At 71.3% G+C, this 16,101-nt stretch carries 13 protein-coding genes; 11 read left to right on the forward strand and 2 right to left on the reverse strand.

The window, feature by feature from the left end; genetic code table 11:
* Window positions 1-26 precede the first annotated feature (26 nt).
* From J2X55_RS07680 to rbfA, 3 genes are all read left to right on the forward strand, one after another.
* Window positions 27-278: a YlxR family protein gene (locus J2X55_RS07680; RefSeq protein ID WP_103210325.1), complete on the forward strand. Its 252-nt coding sequence runs from the start codon at window positions 27-29 to the stop codon at window positions 276-278.
* A gap of 93 nt (window positions 279-371) precedes the next feature.
* The gene (gene infB, locus J2X55_RS07685) at window positions 372-3,182 is read left to right on the forward strand and encodes a translation initiation factor IF-2 (protein WP_309822756.1); all 2,811 of its coding nucleotides are present in this window, start codon (window positions 372-374) and stop codon (window positions 3,180-3,182) included.
* Between the two features lie 202 nt (window positions 3,183-3,384).
* Window positions 3,385-3,849: a 30S ribosome-binding factor RbfA gene (rbfA, locus tag J2X55_RS07690; RefSeq protein ID WP_309822757.1), complete on the forward strand. Its 465-nt coding sequence runs from the start codon at window positions 3,385-3,387 to the stop codon at window positions 3,847-3,849.
* A gap of 187 nt (window positions 3,850-4,036) precedes the next feature.
* On the opposite strand, the gene J2X55_RS07695 is transcribed toward rbfA, so the two are convergent.
* The gene (locus tag J2X55_RS07695; RefSeq protein ID WP_309822759.1) at window positions 4,037-4,915 is read right to left on the reverse strand and encodes an A/G-specific adenine glycosylase; all 879 of its coding nucleotides are present in this window, start codon (window positions 4,913-4,915) and stop codon (window positions 4,037-4,039) included.
* Between the two features lie 196 nt (window positions 4,916-5,111).
* Between J2X55_RS07695 and J2X55_RS07700 the strand changes: the two genes are divergently transcribed.
* From J2X55_RS07700 to J2X55_RS07720, 5 genes are all read left to right on the forward strand, one after another.
* The gene (locus tag J2X55_RS07700) at window positions 5,112-5,588 is read left to right on the forward strand and encodes a hypothetical protein (protein ID WP_309822762.1); all 477 of its coding nucleotides are present in this window, start codon (window positions 5,112-5,114) and stop codon (window positions 5,586-5,588) included.
* The gene (truB, locus tag J2X55_RS07705; protein ID WP_309822764.1) at window positions 5,588-6,472 is read left to right on the forward strand and encodes a tRNA pseudouridine(55) synthase TruB; all 885 of its coding nucleotides are present in this window, start codon (window positions 5,588-5,590) and stop codon (window positions 6,470-6,472) included. The genes J2X55_RS07700 and truB overlap by 1 nt, the downstream gene beginning before the upstream one ends.
* A complete protein-coding gene (locus tag J2X55_RS07710) occupies window positions 6,469-6,837 on the forward strand; it encodes a hypothetical protein (RefSeq protein ID WP_309822766.1) in 369 nt (122 codons plus the stop codon). Before truB ends, J2X55_RS07710 begins: the two co-directional genes overlap by 4 nt.
* Before the next feature lie 154 nt (window positions 6,838-6,991).
* Complete coding sequence (locus J2X55_RS07715; RefSeq protein WP_115920213.1) at window positions 6,992-7,411, forward strand: hypothetical protein; 420 nt, start codon at window positions 6,992-6,994, stop codon at window positions 7,409-7,411.
* Window positions 7,408-8,352, forward strand: a complete 945-nt coding sequence (locus J2X55_RS07720) for a bifunctional riboflavin kinase/FAD synthetase (protein WP_309823023.1) — start codon at window positions 7,408-7,410, stop codon at window positions 8,350-8,352. Before J2X55_RS07715 ends, J2X55_RS07720 begins: the two co-directional genes overlap by 4 nt.
* A 105-nt stretch (window positions 8,353-8,457) precedes the next feature.
* On the opposite strand, the gene J2X55_RS07725 is transcribed toward J2X55_RS07720, so the two are convergent.
* Window positions 8,458-9,825 carry an MFS transporter gene (locus J2X55_RS07725; RefSeq protein WP_309822769.1) on the reverse strand — a complete coding sequence of 456 codons (1,368 nt, stop codon included), beginning with the start codon at window positions 9,823-9,825 and terminating at the stop codon, window positions 8,458-8,460.
* A gap of 107 nt (window positions 9,826-9,932) precedes the next feature.
* Between J2X55_RS07725 and J2X55_RS07730 the strand changes: the two genes are divergently transcribed.
* From J2X55_RS07730 to J2X55_RS07740, 3 genes are all read left to right on the forward strand, one after another.
* Window positions 9,933-12,308 carry a heavy metal translocating P-type ATPase gene (locus J2X55_RS07730; protein WP_309822770.1) on the forward strand — a complete coding sequence of 792 codons (2,376 nt, stop codon included), beginning with the start codon at window positions 9,933-9,935 and terminating at the stop codon, window positions 12,306-12,308.
* A 268-nt stretch (window positions 12,309-12,576) separates the two neighbouring features.
* Window positions 12,577-14,736 carry a DEAD/DEAH box helicase gene (locus J2X55_RS07735; RefSeq protein WP_309822771.1) on the forward strand — a complete coding sequence of 720 codons (2,160 nt, stop codon included), beginning with the start codon at window positions 12,577-12,579 and terminating at the stop codon, window positions 14,734-14,736.
* A gap of 305 nt (window positions 14,737-15,041) precedes the next feature.
* Window positions 15,042-16,070, forward strand: coding sequence for a 6-phosphofructokinase (locus tag J2X55_RS07740; protein WP_103210346.1), 1,029 nt, complete (start codon window positions 15,042-15,044; stop codon window positions 16,068-16,070).
* The last annotated feature ends 31 nt before the right edge of the window (window positions 16,071-16,101 follow it).

Below are 16,101 nucleotides of genomic sequence, written 5' to 3' on the forward strand. Positions count from 1 at the left end.
TCGTCCCCACGATCGCGAGGTGTAGGATGGAAGCCGTACGAACGTGCGTCGGATGCCGCGCACGTGCCCCCCGATCCTCGCTTCTGCGTGTGGTCGCGGACGGATCCGTCCTCGTCGCAGACGAGCGAGCGGTTCTTCCCGGTCGGGGCGCGTGGGTGCACGAGACGGACGCGTGTGTGAGCAAAGCGCTTGCACGCCGCGCCTTCGTACGAGCATTGCGTGTGTCAGGCCCGCTTGACACGCAGACCTTCGAATCACACCACCAGCGAAAAGGCTGAACGGCTATGGACACGAAGTGAACGGCTCGAAATGAGACCCGTCCGCAACTAACGGTCTGCCCTGTCCGGGGTAGGCCCTCAGACAGGAGAATTGTGGCAAAACCACGCGTGCACGAGATCGCTTCCGAGCTCGGCGTCGACAGCAAGGTCGCGCTTGCGAAGCTGAAGGAGCTCGGCGAGTTCGTCAAGAGCCCCTCATCCACCATCGAGCCCCCGGTGGCCCGTAAGCTCCGCGCCGCCCTCGCGGCCGAGGTCTCGTCGGCCCCGGCCGGCGGCGCATCGTCCGCCGCGCCTGCGGCGCGCCCCGGTGCCCGTCCGGGCCCCTCGCGTCCCGCGGCGACCCCCGGCGCCCGCCCCTCGGGCCCGACGCCCGGCCCCGCGCGTCCCGCGGCTCCCGCCGCACCGGCAGCGAGCCCGGCCCCCGCGCCGACTCCCGCCCCCGAGAAGGCCGCTCCCGCAGCGGCCGAGGCTCCGGCCGCCAAGCCCGCCGCTTCGTCGGCGACGCCCGGTGCGCCGACTCCGGGTGCCGCAGCCCCCGGCGCCGGTGCCCCCAAGCCCGGCCCGAGCGCGCCCCCGCGTCCGGGTGGAGCCCGCCCGGGCAACAACCCCTTCGCCTCCTCGCAGGGCATGGGCCAGCGCCCCGCCGGCCCCCGTCCGGGGAACAACCCCTTCGCTTCGGCGCAGGGCATGGGCCAGCGCCCGACCCCCGGCAACATCCCGCGTCCCCAGGCTCCGCGCCCCGGCGCCCCGCGTCCCGGTGCCCCGCGCCCCGGTGGTGCCGGTCGTCCCGGTGGCGGCGGCCGTCCCGGCGCCCCGTTCCAGCAGCGTCCCGGCGGTCCCGGTCGTCCCGGCGGTGCCGGTGGCGGCTTCCAGCGCCCCGGTGGCGGCGCTCCGGCCGGTGGTTTCGCCGGTCGTCCCGGTGGCGGCGGTGGCCGCGGCCGTGGTCCCGGCGGTGGTACCGCTGGTGCCTTCGGTAAGGGCGGCGGCAAGTCGAAGCAGCGTAAGTCGCGTCGGGCGAAGCGGCAGGAATTCGAGATGCGGTCGGCGCCGGTCGTCGGCGGCGTCAACGTCTCGAAGGGCAACGGCGAGATCATTCGCCTCCGCCGCGGTGCGTCCATCGCGGACTTCGCGGACAAGCTCGAGGCCCTGCGCGGCTACACCGTGCAGCCCGGCACGCTCGTGACCATCCTGTTCAACCTGGGCGAGATGGCCACCGCGACCGAGTCTCTCGACGAGGCCACCTTCGAGGTGCTCGGCGAGGAGCTCGGCTACAAGATCCAGATGGTCTCGCCCGAGGACGAAGACAAGGAGCTCCTCGAGGGCTTCGGTCTCGACCTCGATGCCGAGCTCGAGGCCGAGAGCGAGGACGATCTCGAGATCCGTCCTCCCGTGGTCACCGTCATGGGCCACGTCGACCACGGTAAGACGCGACTGCTCGACGCCATCCGCCAGACCAACGTGGTCGCGGGCGAGGCCGGCGGCATCACCCAGCACATCGGTGCGTACCAGATCTGGACCGAGCACGAGGGCATCGAGCGCGCGATCACCTTCATCGACACCCCGGGTCACGAGGCGTTCACCGCCATGCGTGCCCGTGGTGCGCAGGTGACCGACATCGCGATCCTCGTGGTCGCGGCCGACGACGGCATCATGCCCCAGACGGTCGAGGCGCTGAACCACGCCCAGGCGGCGAACGTGCCGATCGTGGTCGCGGTCAACAAGGTCGACAAGCCCGACGCCAACCCCGCCAAGGTGCGCCAGCAGCTCACCGAGTACGGTCTGGTCGCCGAGGAGTACGGCGGAGACGTCATGTTCGTCGACGTCTCGGCCCGACAGAACCTCAACATCCAGGCCCTCCTGGATGCGGTCCTGCTCACCGCCGACGCCGGTCTCGACCTCACGGCCAACCCGAACAAGGCGGCCCGCGGTGTCGCGATCGAAGCGAAGCTCGACAAGGGTCGCGGTTCGGTCGCCACGGTGCTCATCCAGTCCGGAACCCTCCGCGTCGGCGACGCGATCGTCGCAGGAACGGCGTACGGCCGCGTCCGCGCGATGATGGACGAGAACGGCGAAGCGGTCGAAGAGGCCTACCCGTCGCGTCCCGTCTCGGTGCAGGGTCTGAACTCCGTGCCCCGTGCCGGCGATGTCTTCATCGTCACCGAAGAGGACCGCACCGCGCGCCAGATCGCCGAGAAGCGCGAAGCCGCCGAGCGCAACGCCCAGCTGGCCAAGGCCCGCAAGCGCATCTCGCTCGAGGACTTCACCCGCGCTCTCGAAGAGGGCAAGGTCGAGTCGCTCAACCTCATCATCAAGGGCGACGTGTCGGGTGCCGTCGAGGCGCTCGAGGAATCGCTGCTCAAGATCGAGGTCGACGACAGCGTCCAGCTGCGCATCATCCACCGCGGTGTGGGTGCGATCACCGAGTCGGACATCAACCTGGCCACGATCGACAACGCGATCGTGATCGGCTTCAACGTCCGTCCCGACACGAAGGCCCGCGAGCGTGCTGCCCGAGAGGGTGTCGACGTGCGGTTCTACTCGGTCATCTACAACGCGATCGACGACGTCGAGCAGTCGCTCAAGGGCCTGCTCAAGCCGGAGTTCGAAGAGGTGCAGTCGGGTGTCGCCGAGATCCGCGAGGTGTTCCGCTCCTCGAAGTTCGGCAACATCGCCGGTGTCATCGTGCGGTCGGGAACGATCACACGCAACGCCAAGGCGCGCGTCATCCGCGACGGCGTCGTGCTGGCCGACGGTCTGGCCATCGAGTCGCTGCGTCGCTTCAAGGACGACGTCACCGAGGTGCGTACGGACTTCGAGGCCGGTATCGGTCTGGGCAAGTTCAACGACATCCAGGTCGGCGACGAGATCGAGACCACCGAAATGGTCGAGAAGCCGCGAGGCTGATCACATCGGCGGGAGTCGCGTCTTGGGACGCGGCTCCCGCTTCGGCCTGCGGGGGTGTGCATTCCCCCGAGCAGAGCGGGGCCTCTACCCCGATGCTCGGAGGAATGCACACCCCCTCCGGCCTCCGCTGGGGGCGGCTCCCCACGACGGGACGCACGCACGCCGCGATCCACTCACGGCGGTATGGAAGAAGGAGAAGGCAGTGGCAGGGGAACGACAGGCGCGAGTGGCGGACCGGATCCGCGTGGTGCTCGCCGAGCGTCTCGAGAAGGGGCTGCGCGACCCGCGGCTCGGTTTCGTGACCATCACCGACGTGCGGGTCACGGGCGACCTCCAGCGCGCGTCGGTGTTCTACACCGTCATGGGCGACGAGGAGCACCGCAACGACACCGCGGCGGCTCTCAAGTCGGCGACCGGCATGCTCCGCAGCGAGGTCGGCAAGAACCTGAACACGCGGCTCACCCCGTCGCTCGAGTTCATCCTCGACGCGATCCCCGAGAACGCGGACCACATCTCGGCCCTGCTGCGTGAAGCGCGCGAGCGCGACGAGTCGGTCGCGGGTCTCGCCGCATCGGCCGCCTACGCCGGCGACGCCGACCCGTACGTCAAGCCGCGTGAGGACGACGAGGACGACGAAGACGACGACGAGGACGCCCCGCGCGCCTGAGCGCGAGCACGACACGGCCGGAGGCCGCCCCGAGGGGGTGGCATCCGGCCTTCGTCGTCTTCGGGAAGACACAGGCGTGCCGGGCTCCGGATGAACGGGGGCGCGGCGACGGGGTCAAGCCCCCCATCGGATCGTGGCGGTGCGACCGGAGAGCGGCACGGCGACGCCGGGTGCTCCGAGGGAGGATTCAGGATGCCGGATGGCCCGGCAACCGCAGGAGGTCGTCCTCCGCCTCGGCGAGGCCGTCGGCGATCAGCGAGTCGATCGCCCGGTCGCGCTGCGCGGCGTCGGGCCAGTCGACCAGAACCGCGAACAGGGACACCGGCGAGGGCGCCGCGTCACGGAGCGCCTTGAGCACGGCTCCGCGCGCCTGACGGTCGCTTCCCTCGTACTTCGCCTGCCGACGGCGACGATCCTCGGACGCGGGATAGCCCGCGGCGCGCCAGGCGCACCGTTCGGCGAGCGGGCACAGTTCGCACTTCGGTGAGCGTGCCGTGCAGACGATCGCTCCGAGCTCCATGGCGGCGGCGTTCACGATCGCGGCCTTGAGCAGGTCGTCGGGGAGCTCGGCATCCATTCGCTCGAGATCCCGGCGATGCGGGGGACCGGGCTGCGCGACACCCTCGACCGCGCGGGCCAGAACGCGTCTGGTGTTGGTGTCGACGACCGGATGCCGGTCGCCGTAGGCGAAGACCGCGACCGCGCGGGCGGTGTAGTCGCCGATGCCGGTGAGGGCGAGGAGCGCCTCGACGTCGCGGGGGACGATCCCGTCGTGCCGATCGCGGATCTCGACCGCCGCCCGGTGCAGCCACAGCGCGCGCCGCGGGTAGCCGAGATTCGCCCATTGGGTGACCGCGTCCGCCGGGGGAGAGGCGGCCAGGTCCGCCGGGGTCGGCCAGCGCTCCAGCCACGCTTCGAGGTGCGGGATGACGCGCGCGACCGGCGTCTGCTGCAGCATGAACTCGCTGACGAGCGTTCCCCACGCGCCGAACCCCGTGCGGCGCCAGGGCAGGTCGCGCGCCGCGTCGCGGTACCACGCGATGAGCGGGGCGGCGATCTCTGGCATCCCTCCAGCCTACGGTCGTCGCGCGCGGTCCCTGGGTGCGCAGAAACGCTATCCGCGCGCATAAACGCGAGCCGAGCGTGTTTATGCGCGCCGAGGGCGTTTATGTGCGAGACCGGGGCCCCGCCGTCGCCGCATCTCCAGCGCTGGCCTCTTCGCGAGCGGGTCGCGTGTCGGCGGTCGACCCTAGGCTGGAGACATGGCCAGCGAGAACCCCGTCGAGACCCTTCAGCACAGCTTGCGAGACCTCATGCGGCAGAACAACCGCGCGGGGCGCGTCGTGGTCGCCATCGAGGGGCTGGATGCCGAGGGAGCCCGCGCCTTCGCCGATGACTTCGCCGCCGCGGTGGCCGAGGACGGCACTCCGGTGGACCGGGCCCACGTCCCCGACGGCGAGACCGACGTGCGCGACACCGTCGTGGCGCCGTTCCGCGCCGGCGAGGGCGACGCCGTGCTCGTGGTCGACGGCGTGTTCCTGCAGACTCCCGCGCGTCGAGGGCTCTGGAACTGGTCGGTGTGGCTCGAAGTCAACCCGCCGATCGGACAGCTCCGCCCCGAGCTGCCCGAGGCGCAGAAGCACTACGTCCACACCGCACGACCGCGCGTCGCCGCTTCGGTCATCGTCGAGAACTCCGACCCCGCGCACCCGGTCCAGGTGTTCGGGGACTTCTGCTGATGGTCCGCCCCGGCATCCTCCTGGTCGACAAGCCCGGGGGCATCACCAGTCATGACGTCGTGTCGCGCGCCCGACGCGCGCTCGGCACGCGCAAGATCGGCCACGCGGGCACGCTCGACCCCATGGCCACCGGGCTCCTCGTGCTCGGGGTCGAGGGGGCGACGCGCCTGCTCACCTACATCGTCGGCGCCGACAAGACCTACGAGGCGACGATCCTTCTCGGTGTCGAGACCGACAGCGACGACGCCGACGGCGTCGAGACCACGCGGACGGACGCGTCCGCCACGACCGACGCGCAGATCGCCGAGGGCATCGCCGCGCTGACCGGCGAGATCGATCAGGTGCCGAGCACGGTATCGGCGATCAAGGTCGACGGGCGCCGCGCGTACGACCTCGCCCGCGCGGGCGAGGAGGTCGAGCTCAAGGCCCGGCGCGTCACCGTCTCGCGTTTCGACGTGCGCGCGACGCGTCGCACGGCCACGACGATCGAGCTCGACGTCGTGGTCGACTGCACGAGCGGGACGTACATCCGCGCGCTGGCCCGCGACCTCGGCCGGTCGCTGGGCGTCGGCGGCCACCTGACGGCCCTTCGTCGCACGCGCATCGGCGCCTTCGACGTCTCGGCCGCGGCATCCGTCGACGAGATCGCCGAAGACGCGCTCGTCGAGCCGGCCACGGCCGCGGCCGTCGTCGTGGGGGCCCTCGCTGTCGGGGCGGACGAGGCGCGCGATCTGCGTCACGGCAAGCGGATCGACGGGGGAGGACGCCTGACCGGCACCCTCGCCGCCGCGATCGACCCCGACGGGCGCCTCGTCGGCATTGTCGAGAGGCGTGGAAGCCAGCTCAAGAGCGCCATGAACATGCCCGAGGAGGTCGCCCGATGATCCTGTGGTTCACGCTCGTCCAGGTGGGGATCGCTGTGCTGGCCGGACTCGTGGCGATCACCGCGGGACTCGTCGGCCGGCGCCCCGGCGACGTCACCGTCGGCTCCCTCGCGCTCATCGAGCTGCTGCTCATCGTGCAGATCGTCGTCGCGCTCATCGCTCCGCTCGCGGGCAACCCTCCCACGGGGAGCCTGCTCGAGTTCTGGACCTACCTCGTCTCGGCCGCCCTCGTGCCGGTCGCGGGCGCCGCCTGGGCGCTCCTCGAGCGGAGCCGATGGAGCACCGTCGTCATGGGTGTCGCGGCGCTCGCGGTCGCCGTCATGGTCTGGCGTATGCACCAGATCTGGACCGTGCAGATCGCCTGACCTCCGTGACGCTGAGGCCCCGGGGGCGCGGCGAGAACCGACCGCTCGTCCGGCACACGTTCCCGCGCCGGGAGACGGCCCGCCCCCCTGTCGGCGACCCTCTCGTGGCTGGCGCCGGGCGTTCGGGCCCCGGGCGAACTAGAATCGACAGGTCATGGCATCCACCACTCCCACCCGCTCCCGGGGGATGACCGGCATCGGCCGTGTCCTCGTCGTCGTCTACGGCATCATGGCGCTCGCCGCCACGGGCCGCTCCTTCGTGCAGATCGTGCGCGAGTTCGACGACGCCCCCGTCGCCTACTCGCTGTCGGCCCTCGCGGCGGTCGTCTACATCCTCGCGACCCTCGCGCTCGTCTTCTCGGCGCGACCGGCCTGGTATCGCGTCGCGTGGGTCGCGATCGGGTTCGAGCTCGTGGGCGTGCTCGTCGTGGGCACCCTGAGCCTCGTGCTCCCCGAGCTGTTCCAGCACCCGACGGTGTGGTCGGTCTACGGCTACGGGTATCTGTTCATCCCCCTCGTGCTGCCCTTCCTCGGACTCTGGTGGCTCACGCGCCACCGTCGGGCGACCCGGTGATCGTCTTCCGCGAGCCCGCGGAGGTGCCGGCGGACTTCGGCCCCTCGGTGGTGGCGATCGGCAAGTTCGACGGCGTCCACGCCGGGCACCGCGCCGTGATCGACCGCGCGCGCATCGACGCGTCCGACGGAGCGCGCGTGGTGGCCGTGACCTTCGATCGCAATCCGCTGAGCGTGCTGCGCCCCGAGAAGTGCCCGCCCGACGTGATCGGACCGCACCAGAAGCTTGACCTTCTCGAGCGTGCGGGGGTGGATGCCACCCTGTTGCTGACCTTCGACGAAGAGCTCGCGGCCATCCCCGCCGATGACTTCGTACTGACGGTGCTGGTCGAGGCGCTGCAGGCGCGCACGGTGCTCGTCGGCCGCGACTTCCGTTTCGGCGCCGGGGGAGAGGGCGACCCCGACCTCTTGACGCGCATGGGGTCCGAGCACGGCTTCCGCGTCGACGTGGTCGATGATGTGCGCGCGGTGCACGCGGACCGGCGGGTGTCCTCCACCTGGATCCGAGAAGCGCTGTCGGCAGGTGACGTCGCCACGGCCGCGCGCCTGCTCGGTCGCGCCCCCTCCGTGTGGGGCGAGGTTGTGCACGGCCTCAAGCGCGGCCGCGAGCTCGGCTACCCGACCGCGAACCTCTCGCCCGATCTCGAGGGCTTCATCCCCGCGGACGGCGTCTACGCCGGCTGGCTGGTCGATGTCGACGGGGCGCGGCGCATCAGCTACCCGGCCGCGATCAGCGTCGGCACCAACCCCACGTTCGACGACGTGCACGCGCGCCAGGTCGAGGCGTACGTGATCGACGAGACCGGCCTCGACCTGTACGGCCACCATGTCGAGGTGCGTTTCGTCGAGCGGGTGCGCGAGATGACGGCTTTCGACGGCATCGACGCGTTGCTGGTGCAGATGGCCGACGACGTGGAGCGGGCGCGGGCGATTCTGCACTGAACCCTCGAGGCGCCGTCGGGTTCTCTCGCGACGCCTTCGGATGCCGACCGCTGCTCGCGGGGCGCGTTCGTGGCCCCGGGGGCCACCTGGGCCTGCGCCCGCCGCTCAGTCCCGCCGCGAGGGACGATTCCGGATGCCGAGAAACGACGCCGTGGCCCCGAGCAGCATCAGCACCGCCGTGAAGACGGCTGCGCGGTGGAAGCCGCTGAGATCCAGCGAACCCCCCACCACCGCCGACACCGCTGCGATCGCGAGGAGACCCGCGACCCGCGAGACGGCGTTGTTGACGGCGGAGGCGATTCCCGACCGCTCGGTGTCGATCGCGCCGAGGACGGCTGCGGTCAGGGGCGACACCGTGGCGGTGAGTCCGAGGCCCCACACGACGACCCCCGGCAGCACCTGCGTCCAATAACTGAAGTCGTCGCGGACGTTCAGCAGCAGGAGCGCCCCGATCGCCATCACGATGGGCCCGAGAGTCATGAACAGGCGTGGACCGAAGCGCCCCGCCAGCGTGCCCATACGCGAGCTGAGCAGGATCATCAGCGCCGTGCTGGGCAGGGACGCGAGCCCCGCGAGCGTGGCCGGCAGACCGGCGCCCTGCTGCAGGTACACACTCAGGACGAAACCGTTGAGCGACAGCGCGGCATAGACGAAGACGGTGGCGAGGTTGCCCGCCCAGAAATTGCGTGAGCGGAAGAGGTCGAGCGGCATCATCGGGTCGCGCGCGGTGCGCTGACGTACGAGGAAACCCCCGAACGACAGGATGCCGACGACCCCGGGCACCCAGATCGCCGGCGACGCCCACCCCAGGTTCGGCTGCTCGATGAGGGCGAAGACGATGCCGCCGAGCCCCAGGGCGCACAGCGCGGCCCCGAGGACGTCGACGCGGGTACCCGGACGGCGGTGGTCGCGGTGCCCGAGACGGGCGAGCAACCACAGGGTCACGGCGATCGGCACCACGTTGACCAGGAACACCAGGCGCCACGAGAGCGTATCGACGAAAATGCCGCCGACCAGGGGACCGGCGAGCATGGCGACGGTCGTGGCTCCCGTCCAGATGCCGATCGCGCGGGCCTGCGACGCACCGCGGAAGGTCGAGGTGATGAGGGCGAGCGAGCTCGGGACGAGCAGCGCTCCGGCGACGCCCTGCAGCGCGCGGGCGATGATGAGGAACTCGGCCGTGGGGGCAGCGGCGATCGCGAGCGAGGTGACGCCGAAGCCGACGAGGCCGATGCGCAGCACGACGACGCGGCCCAGCACGTCGCTCAGCGAGCCCGCGACCAGGATGAACGCGCCGAGGGTGACGAGGTACGCGTCGACGACCCACTGCTGGGTGGACAGGCCGCCGCCGAGCTCGCCCGCGATCGCGGGGAGGGCCACGTTGACGACGGTCCCGTCGAGGAACGACACGAACGACGCCAGAACGGCGATCGCCAGGACGACGCGCTGCTCGCGTGTCATCGAGTCGGCCATGACTCCAGCGTAGGGTCGCGGCCGGGGTGGGCGGCCCGATCGAGGCCCGCGCCAGGAATACCCCCAGGGGGTATCCTGTTCTCGACGGAGTGACCGGAGGAGAAGCCATGGGCGAGAACACCGAAGCGCCGACCGCCGAGGCCGTGCTCGACATCGAGGGCATGACCTGCGCCAGCTGCGTCGCTCGCGTCGAGAAGAAGCTCGGCCGCGTCGAGGGCGTCGAGGCGGCCGTCAACCTCGCGACCGAGACGGCGCGCGTGCGCTACCCTGCCGACCTCGATCCCACCGCCCTCGTGGATGCCGTCCGCTCCGCCGGATACGACGCCACCGTTCGTCCGCGCGCCGCGGCGCCCGGTGCAGCGGCATCCGTCCCCGCGCAGACCCGGACGGATGAGCGAGCGGATGCCGGCACCCCGGCGTCCGAACCCGTCGCCGTCCCCGCGCCGGGCGGCGAGATCGACGCCACCACCGGTCACGCCCTCGACGGGGCCGCGGATCAGGGCGGCCATGTGCACGACACCGGCGATGCCCCCGGCTCCACCCCGCTGCGCGTGCGGCTGTGGGTGTCGCTCGCCCTGGCGGTGCCGGTTGTGGCCCTGGGGATGATCCCGCCGTGGCAGTTCCCCGGGTGGCAGTGGGTCTCGCTCGTCCTCGCGACACCGATCGTGCTGTGGGGCGGATGGCCGTTCCACCGCGCGACGCTGCGCAACGCCCGCCACGGCGCGGCGACCATGGACACGCTCATCACCCTGGGCACCTTCGCCGCGTACCTGTGGAGCGTGTGGGCCCTCGTCTTCGGAACGGCCGGGCGGATCGGCATCCGTCATGAGGTCGTGCTCTTCGGTCCGGTGCACGATGCGACCTCCGTCGTCTACTTCGAGGTCGCGGCCGCGGTGACGGTGTTCTTGCTGTTGGGCCGGGTGATCGAGCAGCGGTCCACGCGGCGGGCCGGGGCGGCGCTGCGCGCTCTGCTCGACCTGGGCGCGCGCGAAGCCGAACTCGCCGACGGGCGTCGCATCGACATCGACCGACTCGTCGTGGGCGACGCCTTCGTCGTGCGGCCCGGCGCCACCGTCGCCACCGACGGCGAGGTGCTCGAGGGACGCGCCTCGATCGACGAGAGCATGCTCACCGGTGAGTCGCTTCCGGTCGACGTCGGCCCCGGATCCTCCGTCACGGGCGGCACGATCGCCTCGGGTGGGCGCCTCGTCGTCCGCGCCACCGGTGTGGGGGAGCAGACGCGGCTGGCTCGCATCGCCCGCCTCGTCGAAGACGCCCAGCTCGGCAAGAGCCGCGTGCAGCGTCTGGCCGACCGGATCTCGGGTGTCTTCGTGCCGGTCGTGATCGCGCTCGCCGCCCTGACGCTGGTCGCGTGGCTTGTCGCCGGGCAACCCGTGGCCGCGGGATTCACGGCGGCCGTGGCGGTGCTCATCATCGCGTGCCCCTGCGCTCTCGGACTCGCCACCCCCATCGCCATCCTCGTCGGCACCGGTCGCGGGGCTCAGCTCGGCATCCTCGTGACCGGACCCGCGGCCCTCGAATCCGCCGAGCGCATCGACACGATCGTGCTCGACAAGACCGGCACCCTCACCTCGGGACGGATGAGCGTCGCGCGCGTCACGACCGCCGATGCTCAGGATGCCGCGGACGCCCTGAGCCGCGTCGCCGCGGTCGAGCGCGGGTCGGAGCACGCCATCGCGCACGCGATCGTCGCCGCCGCGGGGGAGGGGCCGGTGGCCGCCGATCTCGAGGCCCTGCCCGGGCGCGGCGTCACGGGAACCGTGGACGGCGTGCGGGTGTTCGCGGGGCGACCGGCGCTCGCCGCGGACCTCGGCGCGCAGCTGCCCGCGGCGCTCGTCGACGCCGTCGCGGCGGGGGAGCGACGCGGCACCGTCGTGGTGGCCGGGTGGGCCGGCCCCGACGGTGACCCGACAGCCCGGGTCGTCATCGAGGTGGCCGACACGGTCCGCCCCGAGAGCGCCGCGGCGGTGGCGCAGCTGAAGGCGATGGGCCTGGAGCCCGTACTCCTCACCGGCGACAACGAGCACGTCGCCCGTACCGTCGCCGCCGACCTCGGCATCGAACGCGTGCGCGCCGGCGTGCTGCCCGAAGGAAAGGTCGACGCGATCACGGCGCTCCGCGCCGAGGGGCGCACCGTCGCGATGGTCGGCGACGGGGTCAACGACGCCGCCGCTCTGGCATCCGCCGATCTGGGGATCGCGATGGGCGGAGGGACGGATGCCGCGCTGCACGCGAGCGACGTGGCGCTCATGCGCGACGACCCGCGTGGCATCGTGACCGCTCTCGCCCTCAGCCGGCGGACGATGCGGATCATCCGCGGCAACCTCTTCTGGGCGTTCGCGTACAACGTCGCCGCGCTGCCGCTTGCCGCCTTCGGGCTGCTGAACCCCATGCTGGCAGGCGCCGCGATGGCCTTCTCGAGCGTGTTCGTCGTGCTCAACAGCCTGCGCCTGCGTCGGTGACCCGCGTACGAGGTGCCGAGATGGGTCGCGCGGCGGCCCCTGTCGGCGACGAATCTCGGCATCTCACGCGGAATGGGGGCACGGGCCGCTAGAATGTATGCGACCCCGTCATCCGCTGTCTCGCGAGCCGTTCCGGCGTAGACGCGTTGCGGGTCGCCGACACCGCTTCTTCGGCGGCGGTTCGAGCGACGTACTCGCGGGGTCACTGATCCACCGGCATTCGCCGGACGCTCCGGATTGTCATCCGGACGACACGCTCAGGAGGAGCATGCCGACTACGGCAACCGCGTCCCGAGGCTCGAGCCAACGACGCAGGAAGACCACGTCATCCCGACGCGACGACGAAGCACCCGTCATCCCGATCCTCGCCCGCAAGGTGCGCGAGATCGAGGCGAAGGCGCAGCGCGGAAAGCTCGGGCCCACCAACCGCGTCAAGTTCCAGGTGATCGCCTTCCTCGTCCGCGAGGAGCGCGCCCGGGTCAAGGCCGACACCGAGATCACCGACGCCGCGCGCGCCGAGCTGCTCAAGCGCCTCGACGGGGTCGCGACGATCCTCGCGAAGACCGCGGCGCGCGACACGTCGCTGATCCAGCTGCTCGAGGTCGACCAGGCCACCTCGCCGGTCGCTCGCCGCATGCGCCGCGATTGGCTGCTGGAATCCGGTGCCGAGCTGCCGCCCGATGAGCTCATCATCACCGACAACACGCCCAAGGTCGCCCCCGTCGTTCCGGCGGCGCTCGCCGAGAAGCAGGTCATCCCCGCCTCGATCGAGGCGCGGCAGATGGCGAACCCCTTCCTCGCGCCCGACCTCACCCCCCGCTCGGACGGGGACGCTCCGCGTCGCCGCCTGGACGGCTGGGAACTCATGGGCCCGCTCTACAAGGCGTTCGAGACCGGTGCCGGCGGCTCGGCCGCGAGCATGGAGCTGCCGCCCGTCCCCGAGTTCGACCGGCTCTCGCCGCGGGGACTCGAGGTCATGCCGCACCAGTCGCGCTTCCTCGAGGCCGTCCGCACGGGGCACCGCTCGTTCCTGCTCGCCGATGAGCCCGGCCTCGGCAAGACCGCGGAGTCGGTGCTCGCGGCATCCGTCGCCGACGCGTACCCGCTGCTGGTCGTCGTGCCCAACGTCGTGAAGATGAACTGGGCCCGCGAGGTCCAGCGGTGGACGCCGCAACGGCGCGCCACCGTCATCTCGGGCGGTGGCGCCGACATCGACGCCTTCGCCGACGTCTTCATCGTCAACTACGAGATCCTCGACCGGCACCTGTCGTGGCTGTCGTCGATCGGGCTCAAGGGCATCGTCGTCGACGAGGCGCACTTCATCAAGAACCTCACGTCGCAGCGCTCGCAGAACGTGCTGGCCCTGGCATCCCGAGTCCGTCAGCAGACCCGTGACCCGCTGCTTCTCGCGCTGACCGGTACCCCGCTGATCAACGACGTCGAGGACTTCGACGCGATCTGGCGCTTCCTCGGTTGGACCAACGGCGAGAAGCCCGGTCCCGAGCTGATGGAGAAGCTGGATGCCACGGGCCTGACGCCCGCGGACAAGGCGTTCTACCCCGAGGCGCGCGAGGCCGTGATCTCGATGGGGATCGTGCGGCGCAAGAAGAAAGACGTCGCGGCCGACCTGCCCGACAAGCTCGTGGCCGACCTGCCGGTCGAGCTCGACGACGAGTACGGCCGGTCGATCCGTCAGGCCGAGCGCGAACTGGGCGCCCGCCTGGCGGCGAAGTACCGCCGTATCATCGAGGCCCGCGGCGATCGTGGTCTCGCCGCCGGCGAGATCGACGACGACATCGTGCGTCTCGTCGCCCACGGCGAGCTCGAGGAGTCGAAGGCCGCGGGCTCGGGCAGCGAGAACGTCTTCACGATGGTCCGCCGCATCGGTCAGGCCAAGGCGCACCTCGCTGCCGATTACGCGGTGCAGTTGCAGCGCTCGGTCGGCAAGGTCGTGTTCTTCGCCAAGCACATCGATGTCATGGATGCCGCGGAGGCCCACTTCAAGGCTTCCGGCCTCAAGGCCGTGTCGGTGCGCGGTGAGCAGACCTCGACGGCTCGCCAGGCCGCGATCGACGCGTTCAACAGCGACCCCGACGTCGGCATCGCCGTGTGTTCGCTGACCGCCGCCGGTGTCGGCCTCAACATGCAGGCCGCCTCCAACGTCGTGCTCGCCGAGCTGTCGTGGACCGCCGCCGAGCAGACGCAGGCGATCGACCGCGTGCACCGCATCGGTCAGGAGGAGCCCGTGACCGCGTGGCGCATCATCGCCGCGCACACGATCGACACCAAGATCGCCGAGCTCATCGACTCGAAGGAGGGCCTCGCCGCCCGCGCCCTCGACGGCCAGACCATCGAGCCCGGTTCGAGCGACTCGGTGCAGCTGTCGGCGCTCATGCACCTGCTGCGTCAGGCGCTGGGCCACGCCTGAGCCGGTTCCCCTCGAACGCCCCGGTCGCTTCGGCGCCGGGGCGTTCGTGTGTGCGGAGGGGGTGCCCGTCTCCTGTTCGCGTCGCGGCGGGTCGGGTCTCGTCTCGTCGCGTCGCGGGAGCGGGCTGGGGCCCGGCGTCTGACGCCTTCGACGCACGGCGCGGGGCGCAGTTCGAGCGCCCGGGTCTCGGCATCCGCCCGCCCGTCCGTCACCGTGTGGCAGCGGTCCCGCCCGCGGCGATAGGGTCGAAGACGGCAACGGCGCCGACCCCTTCACCCGAAACACAGCACCAGAGGACTCTGCCCATGAAGATCGGCATCCTGACCAGCGGCGGCGACTGCCCCGGGCTGAACGCGGTCATCCGTGGCGTCGTGCTCAAGGGCACGACGAACTACGACATCGAATTCGTCGGCATCCGTGACGGCTGGCGCGGAGTGGTCGACGGCGACTTCTTCCCGCTCACGCGTCACGAGGTGAAGGGCCTGTCCAAGGTCGGCGGCACCATCCTCGGCACGAGCCGCACCAACCCCTACGAGGGTGCGCGCGGCGGCGCCGAGAACATCTCCAAGACGATGTACGGGCACCGGCTCGACGGCATCCTGGCCATCGGCGGCGAGGGAACCCTGGCCGCGGCCGACCGCCTGTCGAAGGACGGCATCAACGTGCTCGGCGTTCCCAAGACGATCGACAACGACCTGCGCGCCACCGACTACTCGTTCGGTTTCGACACCGCCGTCAACATCGCGACGGATGCCATGGACCGCCTCCGCACGACCGGTGACTCGCACCAGCGGTGCATGGTGGCCGAGGTCATGGGCCGTCACGTCGGCTGGATCGCCCTGCACGCGGGGATCGCCGCGGGAGCCCACGTGATCTGCATCCCCGAGGTGCCGATGTCGATCGACGAGATCGTCGAGCAGGTCACTCGCGCCCATGACCGCGGTCGCGCGCCCCTGGTCGTCGTGTCGGAGGGCTTCAAGCTCAAGGGCATGGACGAAGCCTTCAGCGACAAGGGCCTCGACGCCTTCAACCGGCCCCGCCTCGGCGGCATCGGCGAACTGTTGGCGCCCGAGATCGAACGCCTGACCGGCATCGAGACGCGCTCGACCGTTCTCGGCCACATCCAGCGCGGCGGTTCGCCGTCGGGCTTCGACCGCGTCCTCGCGACGCGCCTGGGCCTGCACGCGGCCGACGCGCTGCACGAAGGCGCCTGGGGGCAGATGGTCGCGATGCGCGGCACCGACATCGTGCGCGTCCCCTTCGCCGACGCCCTCGGCGAGCTCAACAGCGTGCCGCTCTACCGCTACGAAGAGGCCGCTGCCCTCTTCGGCTGAGCCGTCGCCTCGACGCCCCGTCCCGCCGCGT

It is taken from the genome of Microbacterium sp. 1154 (assembly GCF_031455375.1).
Taxonomy (GTDB): Bacteria; Actinomycetota; Actinomycetes; order Actinomycetales; family Microbacteriaceae; genus Microbacterium.